Source organism: Komagataeibacter xylinus (assembly GCF_004302915.1).
GTDB lineage: Bacteria > Pseudomonadota > Alphaproteobacteria > Acetobacterales > Acetobacteraceae > Komagataeibacter > Komagataeibacter xylinus_C.
This window is the reverse complement of sequence record NZ_QQBI01000071.1, coordinates 1-5,452: the sequence shown is the minus strand read 5'-3', so window position 1 is coordinate 5,452 and position 5,452 is coordinate 1. Positions and strand designations below refer to the sequence as shown.

At 53.6% G+C, this 5,452-nt stretch carries 10 protein-coding genes; 1 reads left to right on the top strand and 9 read right to left on the bottom strand.

Annotated features, from left to right (window positions below; genetic code table 11):
- Positions 1-193: 193 nt before the first annotated feature.
- From DV027_RS16915 to DV027_RS16895, 5 genes are all read right to left on the bottom strand, one after another.
- On the bottom strand, positions 194-379 hold the full coding sequence (locus DV027_RS16915) for a PIN domain-containing protein (protein WP_010518059.1): 186 nt from the start codon (positions 377-379) through the stop codon (positions 194-196).
- Positions 376-633, bottom strand: a complete 258-nt coding sequence (locus DV027_RS16910; protein WP_019087450.1) for a FitA-like ribbon-helix-helix domain-containing protein — start codon at positions 631-633, stop codon at positions 376-378. Before DV027_RS16910 ends, DV027_RS16915 begins: the two co-directional genes overlap by 4 nt.
- A gap of 97 nt (positions 634-730) precedes the next feature.
- Positions 731-985 carry a hypothetical protein gene (locus DV027_RS18165; RefSeq protein WP_082071262.1) on the bottom strand — a complete coding sequence of 85 codons (255 nt, stop codon included), beginning with the start codon at positions 983-985 and terminating at the stop codon, positions 731-733.
- Positions 986-1,061: 76 nt separating this feature from the next.
- Complete coding sequence (locus DV027_RS16900; protein ID WP_010518062.1) at positions 1,062-1,478, bottom strand: type II toxin-antitoxin system HicB family antitoxin; 417 nt, start codon at positions 1,476-1,478, stop codon at positions 1,062-1,064.
- 10 nt (positions 1,479-1,488) lie between these two features.
- Positions 1,489-1,668 (bottom strand): type II toxin-antitoxin system HicA family toxin, encoded by a 180-nt coding sequence (locus DV027_RS16895; protein ID WP_019087453.1) that lies wholly within the window; start codon positions 1,666-1,668, stop codon positions 1,489-1,491.
- Between the two features lie 801 nt (positions 1,669-2,469).
- Between DV027_RS16895 and DV027_RS16890 the strand changes: the two genes are divergently transcribed.
- On the top strand, positions 2,470-3,525 hold the full coding sequence (locus DV027_RS16890) for a replication initiator protein A (protein ID WP_019092487.1): 1,056 nt from the start codon (positions 2,470-2,472) through the stop codon (positions 3,523-3,525).
- 40 nt (positions 3,526-3,565) lie between these two features.
- On the opposite strand, the gene DV027_RS16885 is transcribed toward DV027_RS16890, so the two are convergent.
- The 4 genes from DV027_RS16885 to DV027_RS16870 all read right to left on the bottom strand — a co-directional run bounded on the left by DV027_RS16885 (position 3,566) and on the right by DV027_RS16870 (position 5,362).
- Complete coding sequence (locus tag DV027_RS16885; protein ID WP_081500038.1) at positions 3,566-3,823, bottom strand: ribbon-helix-helix domain-containing protein; 258 nt, start codon at positions 3,821-3,823, stop codon at positions 3,566-3,568.
- Positions 3,824-3,850: 27 nt separating this feature from the next.
- The gene (gene parA, locus DV027_RS16880; RefSeq protein WP_010517102.1) at positions 3,851-4,510 is read right to left on the bottom strand and encodes a ParA family partition ATPase; all 660 of its coding nucleotides are present in this window, start codon (positions 4,508-4,510) and stop codon (positions 3,851-3,853) included.
- A gap of 405 nt (positions 4,511-4,915) precedes the next feature.
- Entirely contained in the window at positions 4,916-5,104 is a 189-nt protein-coding gene (locus DV027_RS16875) for a PIN domain-containing protein (protein WP_010517100.1), read from the bottom strand.
- Positions 5,105-5,107: 3 nt separating this feature from the next.
- Positions 5,108-5,362 carry a ribbon-helix-helix domain-containing protein gene (locus DV027_RS16870; RefSeq protein ID WP_010517099.1) on the bottom strand — a complete coding sequence of 85 codons (255 nt, stop codon included), beginning with the start codon at positions 5,360-5,362 and terminating at the stop codon, positions 5,108-5,110.
- Positions 5,363-5,452: the final 90 nt, after the last annotated feature.

Here is a 5,452-nt window from a genome sequence, read left to right as displayed (position 1 = left end):
ATGTGAGTCTTGGCCAGCTTCATGAATCCTTGGGATCGATCGACACTGAATTCAGCCATGACCATCAGAACGACACCGGGAGCCTGAATAACCAGGGTTGCGATCGGATCACTGCTCTGGTCATCGTCCATTTCGAATGACAGGTCTTCGACTGTCCGCCGTGGCCTCATGCTAAATTATAGGTTCAATGAACCTATAATTCAAGCAGATCCCGCCGTCGTCCTTCCGGCAGCAGCGCCAGCCCATACAGGATATCGGCCTGGGTCATGGTCGTAATGAAGATGGTCATCATGGACTGACGGGACATCCAGGCCAGCACCGCCCCGTCAGGCCCGGAGCGCATCAGTTCGGAGAGGATGTTGGTGTCGAGAACGATCACACTCCGAAATCCACATCCCTGATGGCCTCACGGGACACGGCAGGCAGGTCTACCCCGCCCAGCCTGGCAAAACGCTGGTGGATGGCCTGACCGGCATCCACCCCCTGCGACACTTCAGCGGAAAGAGTCGAGCGCAGGATATCGCGCACCTCTTCCTCCATGGAACGCCCATGCTGTGCTGCGCGCAGACGAAGCCTGTGCTTGAGACTGTCATCGAGATTGCGGATGGTCATGACGGCCACGGGAACCTCCATTAGGCAATGACAGCATTGCAGTCATTGACTGCGCGTTCTTCAATCATCAGGTCAGGTTAGGGTATTTGAGGGAAGAGACGAAATCCCGCGCTGAAGATTACCAGTAATATTCGTGGGGGCGTCTGGTTCCGGTATACGGAAAGACCGCCTCGAGAGGATCGAGATCGCCCTTGATGATCAGGTGGGCAATATGCCTGTCATGATGACGGCCAGGGCGGATATCGTGCAGATGGCTGTACCAGTTTGGAGATTCAGAGGCATCACGTGAGCCTCCATAGCCACAGCGATCCGGCCGGTTGGCCCAGCGATGGTTCCGGCCGTATCTACGGCTGTGATGATAGGTGCGAGACATGGGAGCTTCCCCTCCATGACGCACGGAGTGATTTCCGGGCGTACCTACATCGCCCGATCTCCCCTGTTCTGGTTGTTCATTTGCTCCTGACCACCGGCTTAAGCCTTGCCTGCAGGGTCATGGCCGCGATCATGCCGGAACGGCTCTCATGGGATGATCTGGCAAGCGCATCCAGCCGCTCCAGAACGCGGCGGGGAAGGGAGATGTTCGCCCGTTCCACCCGGTCATCGAGGACGGCCGGATCAATGGTGACAAAGCCCACTGTCCAGCCCTCATAATCCGGGTTGTTCTGGATGGCGTCGAGCGTGCTGGGAGAAGGCACAGCCTCTCCGGCATCCAGCGTGGCGTCGATCCATGCCGCAGCGGCCTCTTCCGCATTGGAAATGGCTTCATCGAGCGTGTCGCCTGCCGAAAAGCAGCCGGGGAGGTCAGGAAAGACAACGCCAAATGCCGTTGTCTCGCTGCCCCGTTCGATAACAACCGGATAGCGCATGATGATCCTCCTAGAGACCCGCCTGTTTGCGGATGGCGGCAACCAGACCGGTGCCCAGATCCTTTTTGGGATGAGGGACGACCACGATCCCTGGTCGCGATGGATGTTTGAAGACGTTGTGTGAACCGCGCACGCGATCCAGCTTCCAGCCTGCTTTTTCCAGCTCCCGGATCAGATCGGCACTCTTCATTTACACATCATACACATGGCCTGCCCCCTGTTCAAGAAGGCAGGTAAAAGGATGTGACCAGGCCGTCAATTCCCTGCAATGCCCGTAGAGCACTCTGGGAGGCCGTACAGAGCGTAATTCCCTCTATGGTCTACCCCAACTAGTCACCACGTTTGGTAACGCCTGTATGGTCGCCCTGTAGCGCCTGGTGGGCATGCTGCAACATGTGAGTCGCTGAATGACCGTTTGAACTCCGTTGTGTCTTGAGCAGATTGCGGTCTTGCCCGGTTTTTCTGGCGTTGCAGGCGTCGGGCGAGCGCGGAGCGGGAGCCCCGTAGGGCGCCGAAGGTGCCGACGCAGGCGGGGAGGATGCGTTTATCGCATTGTCATATGATATTTTCACGCCGAAGGCGTGTCCGTTTAGCGCAGCCCGGAAAGGGCGAGCAGGGGGATGCCGGGTGGGAGATCGCGCGAAGCGCGATCGGGGCGGCCGTAGGCCGCGAGCCGGCGGGGGCAGAGCCCCCAAGAGGCGGTGATCAAATTTAAATTTGGAATTTTTAGGATTTGAGAAATTATCCACAGGATGAGAAACCAAAGACGGTGTTAAATATGTGTTAGATTCTGTGTTAAGGGATTCCAATGGGTCCATAAGCAGATGATTTAAAAAGATAAATTATCATAATTCCGCTGTTTTGGTATTTAAAACCCCGAATCTTGGTATTTAAAACCCCGAATCTTGGTATCTGAAACCCCGAATCTTGCTTCCGGTATTTAAAACCCCGAATCACTTGACACGGGTATCTGAAACCCCGAACGTAAGTTATGGTATCTGAAACCCCGAATCAGCCAGTTGTTTATGAGGCTCTTTTACCGGAGCGTCATCCTCAGCATGACCTGTTCATCTGCGACGTGGCAGATGCGGTACTTAAGGATGTGATGCCCCAAATGGAGCATCCGTTCTATTCCTTGTCCAAAAAACCTGAGACTTCCATTCGCCGCTATGAGCATAATGGGCAATGGCTGGAAATCACGCCAAGCGTGAAGGGTCTTGCTACAATCTACGACAAGGATATTTTGATCTACTGCATTTCACAGATCATGGCGAAGCTAAAAGCCGGGGAGAAGGTATCGCAACGGGTGCGGATCAGCAGCCGTGACTTACTTATCTTCACCAATCGCGGTACGGCAGGTAAAGACTATAAGGCCCTCATCGAAGCCCTCGACCGCCTTGAGGGAACCCGTATCCGCACCAACATTGTCACAGGCGACGAAGAACAGGTGGACGGTTTTGGCCTGATCGACGCTTCATCCATCCGCCGTAAACTCGGCCTCGACGGCCGCCTGTTGCATTGCGAAATCAAGCTGTCGGATTGGGTCTTTAACGCAATCAAGAGCAATGATGTTCTGACACTACACCGTGATTATTTCCGGCTACGCAAACCGTTGGAACGACGCGTTTATGAACTAGCCCGCAAGCATTGCGGTCAGCAAACAGCATGGAAAGTCTCTCTTGAGATTCTGTTGAAAAAATCAGGCTCTCAAAGCCCAGAAAAGCTATTCCGACAGATGATAAAAAATCTCGCAGCGAGCGATCATCTGCCAGATTACCGTGTCGAATTCGATCTCCAGAAAGACATGGTAACATTTATCAATCGCGGCACGATGAAAGCTGCCGAGCCCGCAGCAGAGGCTTGGATGGGCGCGCTCGATCCTGATATTTACGGGGATGCTCGGAACGTCGCACCAGGTTGGGATGTACACCATCTCGAAAGAGAATGGCGTATGTGGCTGGGTGATAACGAGATCGCCCCGAAGAATCCCGAGCGGCATTTCATCAAGTTCTGCGAGACGTGGTTTGCTAAGCGCGGTCAACCCTGATTGTGCAAATATACAAGCATACTTCTACGTGAAATAGGGGTCAGCGCTCTCCAAAAGGATGGCGCCCGTGCTTACGCATCAGGTCATCAATGGCTTCCCCAATCAAACCCTGAATAGTTGTATCAGTATCAAGGGCGAGTTGATGTAGTCCCTTGCTAACCGCTGGGGAAAAATATCCCACCACAGCCCGCTTACCTTCTCTCGGATTGCGCGGGCGGGCTTTCTCTACCACTGCTTGCGCTTCCGGTTCCACAACCGATGGCGCGACCGTCTTTTTGAGACCAGCAAACCGACTCATGCTGTACGTCCTTAACTTAGAAATTTGCTAACGTGTTTTTGTATCATCTTGTTTGTGTGATGGCATGTTAACTTGATCACACACCCAATTCCACAACCGTGCCACATCAGCAGCAGCCTTGCTTTCCGGCTCCGCTTCCTGCGCAGTCTGACCGGAACCAACGCTATGATGAAAAATCGCACGCTCTGACAAGACAACAGGAGCAACAGGGATGCCGAACTGCGCCACGACCGCAGCCGCCTCTCTATAAACTTGAGGCGCACGAGGAGGCCCTGCAGTAAAAATCACAAAGGCAGGCTTGCCACTGGCTCGCACAAGTTCTGCCGTTGTTCTGACAGCATCCATATCGAAAGCGCGTGGTCTACATGGAATCAATAAGAAGTCAGCGACACGGCACGCCTCACGCGCCATAATATCGGCATGAGGCGGGGTATCTATTATTGATAGCTCTGCGCCTAGTTCAGAGGCTTGCTCCAGCTTTCTTGATAACAAGGCGTGGGCTGCACAATCCACCACATCCGGGTCGGCATCCCCTCGCCACGCTTTCCATGAACTTGCAGTCGCTTGAGGGTCTGTATCGAGGATAAGAGAAACGTATCCAGCGGCACTGGCACTGGTCGCCAGGTGCAGGGCAAGCGTCGTCTTCCCAGCCCCCCCCTTCTGACTAATGATCGCGATTGTTTTCATGCCATCATGTTTCCGTGTTAACATATTAACTCATTATCATGATATTTTGATAACTCAATATCTAACTCACAAAAAACGAATAATTTAATCGAACCGAACATTTCATATATCTCCAGCCGATGTGTTGGCACTCATTTCAATGTCATCGTGTTAACATGAGAGCATGAGAGCATGAGAGCATGAGAGCATGAGAGCATGAGAGCATGAGAGCATGAGAGCATGAGAGCATGAGAGCATGAGAGCATGAGAGCATGAGAGCATGAGAGCATGAGAGCATGAGAGCATGAGAGCATGAGAGCATGAGAGCATGAGAGCATGCTGACATCATATTTGCTCTATATACAATAGCCTAATAATGTTCTGGCTGATCCGCAATGAGAGCTGTCAAGTCCCGACCTTCATTGATCAGAGGGCAGGCGGCAGATGAGCGAGGATCTTGAGATACCGGGTCACGTGCCGCAGTTCGTCTAGCTGCTCGGTCGAAGTCAGTAACTCGCATTGTCCTGCCTGCCATAGCCCGAGCAGATACGCTGGCAGGGATTTTTCAAAAAGCAGGGCACTGATGAGAAGATTGGTCTTGGTGGCCAGACGCACGCTTTAGCTGGACTTGTCTGTTGCCAGCGTGGCGGTCACGGCCTCACCGATCAGGTCCTCCAGCGCGTCCGGCTCCATATCTGCGAACCCACTCCGGGCTTCCGCCATCGTCCTGTCGAACACACGCCAGCGCACCGCCTCCTCGATGAAGCGCGACAGGTCGCCTTTCTTCATGCCATGCTGCGCCAGGAAACCACGTACGGCGATATCGGTTTCGCGGGAGACCGAAACCGTCCAGCGGACCATATCAGTCGACATGTCGGTGCTTATAGAGGCCATCGTGTGGAAAGTACGCTAAACAACGTTTAGCATGAACAGTAGAAGAACGTCTGGGCAGCGTGATCTTGT